The organism is Candidatus Thiopontia autotrophica (assembly GCF_982804495.1).
Genome location: NZ_CEYDPX010000045.1, coordinates 1 through 2,279, shown reverse-complemented (window position 1 = coordinate 2,279; position 2,279 = coordinate 1). Strand labels below are relative to the sequence as shown.

The window sequence follows — 2,279 nt, the reverse complement described above, 5'->3', positions numbered from 1 at the left end:
CCAGCGCAGCCAGAGGGGCGGTGCGGGATGTGGATCAGCTAGGGTAGTAGATCTTCAATTGCATCATGCAGAAAAGCCTCCTCATGCGTAAAGAATGAGGTTAGTGTCCCTTTCTCTGCGCACCGCTTGTAGGCATCATCCCAACCGTGGGTATATTCGGCATCGGCACCGGCACCGTACTTTTTGACATCCCTCTGATAAAGGTAATAGGGATTATTGTCTACAGCCCTGCTGTCACAGCCATGGGCAAACCCGGTGCGATAACTCTCAGACTCGCTCTTGACCAGTGCTGGATTAGTTGTGCATCCATTCAGGGTGAGAACGATTGTGATAATGGCAACGATGCCAACTGCTTGATTAATCATAATTTAATTTCGAATATCCTTGTCTTGTCTTGTCTTACTGTACAAATTATAACCACTCGTATATTAGCTAACAATTATATATAACTACATGTTTGTTATGCTGTTTTTTTGTGAAAATTATACAAGATATTGTTTACAGTCAAGTGGTTTCAGTATAGTTTAAGAGGTTCAGATTATTAATTCTACGGAAGAAGCGCGCAATGAAAATGAGTAACTCAGTTCTATCATTCAAACTATCTGCAATCTGCATAGGGCTCTCCCTTGCTGTCACTCCGGTGCAGGCCGAGTTGTTGAGCGAGATTTTGCCCGGACTCATGGAGACCGATGATGAGATTAGTCAAGTAGAGGCAGAGCTGGAAGGTGCCCAGCATGAGATCAGAATCAAACAGGCTGGTTGGTATCCGACAGTAGATGTGACTCTCTCCAAGGGCTATGAAGACCAACAGAAACCAGCTGATGACGATACCATGTTCAATCGTCGTGAACACAAGATTGAGGTTAAGCAGCTGGTTACAGATTTTGGTGCTACTGCTGCAGGAATCAGCAAGGCGCAGCTACAGTATGAGAAGAAGGCTAATGATCTACAAGCAAAGAGGCAGACCATTACCATTACTGCTCTCAAGGCATACCTTAATCTGATGAAGGACACAGACAAGCTGGCATATGCAAAGCAATCCGAGGGGAACATAAAGAAACAGACAGGGATGGAGGAGGCTCGTGTCGCCCGTGGTTCAGGCTACTCAACTGACGTATTACAGAGTAAGTCCAAGCTTGCCGGGGCATATGCGAAGACAGCCAGGGCAGAGGGATCGCTGGTGAAGGCCAGAAATGAGTATCGCGCGGTCTTTGGTGTAGAGCCAGGAGATGTAAAGAGCTTCCGCAAGCCTGAGATGCCTACCGAGTTTTTGCCAAAAACCCTGGAGGAGGCGCTGGATATGGCCTACAGAAAAAATACATCCCTGCGTGGGTCCAACTATGATGTTGAGATCGCACGTAAGGATATAAAGACTGCAAAGACGAAATTCTATCCCACCATCAAGGCTAATGTAGACAAAAAGTTCAAAAAGGATGATGGAGGAACGGCCGGTAAGAAAAATGAGTTCAAAGCGCACTTTGAGCTCAAGATGCCGCTCTATGCCGGAGGCAAGGACCTCTACGGATTGCGCAAATCAGATACTGATCTAAGCGCAAAGATGGAAAAGCTGGATAAGTCGATGCGTGATGTTGAGGAGAAGGTACGTAACGCTTGGCAAGATCTTATAACCGACAAGACCAATGCAGGGTTCCTGAGGAATTCTGCAAACATCTCTGGTGAGTTCCTGACTTTGGCGCGCAAAGAGCGCAAATTGGGGACACGCTCACTGATTGATGTGCTAAGTGAGGAGAATAGTTACATCACTGCGCTGGATTCAGCAGTCAGTGCAGAGACCGATCTGATCATCTCTGCCTTTGAGTTACTCCAGGAGATTGGGACCCTGGAGGTTGCCATGGTACAGGATGAGAATTCAGCTGCCTCAGCGGCCCCAGCCGTTGCCCAGATCCCGGAAACATCTGCGCTGCTTAAAACAGCCGCTACGGTTGCGGCAAAACATATCGCATCACAACCAGAAAAATCGGGTGAGATCGATGAGAGACAACAAGCTATTAATGAAGTTCAAGAGGACGCTGAGGTTATTGCAGACAGCTTGAACGCGGTAATTCGAAAAATGGAGGGAGCGCGTGGAATTAGCCAATCTCCAGATGTGAACACAGTGGAACAGGCCGCTAAGCAGTCTCCAGAAATTGTTGAAGTTGTGATAGTGCCTACAGAGATCAGAGAAATGGCGATATCTCCGCAAGGAGAGATGACATATGTTCCACCAACCAGAGAGGAACAAAAGACTGAACTCGACAGCATGATGGGAAAATATGCGC

General features: G+C 47.2%; 2 protein-coding genes. One reads left to right on the top strand and one right to left on the bottom strand.

Annotated features, from left to right (window positions below; translation table 11 throughout):
- Positions 1-38: 38 nt before the first annotated feature.
- Positions 39-365 carry a hypothetical protein gene (locus tag AC3ZFK_RS08205; protein WP_487507258.1) on the bottom strand — a complete coding sequence of 109 codons (327 nt, stop codon included), beginning with the start codon at positions 363-365 and terminating at the stop codon, positions 39-41.
- Positions 366-571: 206 nt separating this feature from the next.
- On the opposite strand from AC3ZFK_RS08205, the gene AC3ZFK_RS08200 reads away from it, so the two are divergent.
- A partial coding sequence (locus AC3ZFK_RS08200) for a TolC family outer membrane protein (RefSeq protein ID WP_489433787.1) occupies positions 572-2,279 on the top strand: 1,708 nt, incomplete at its 3' end.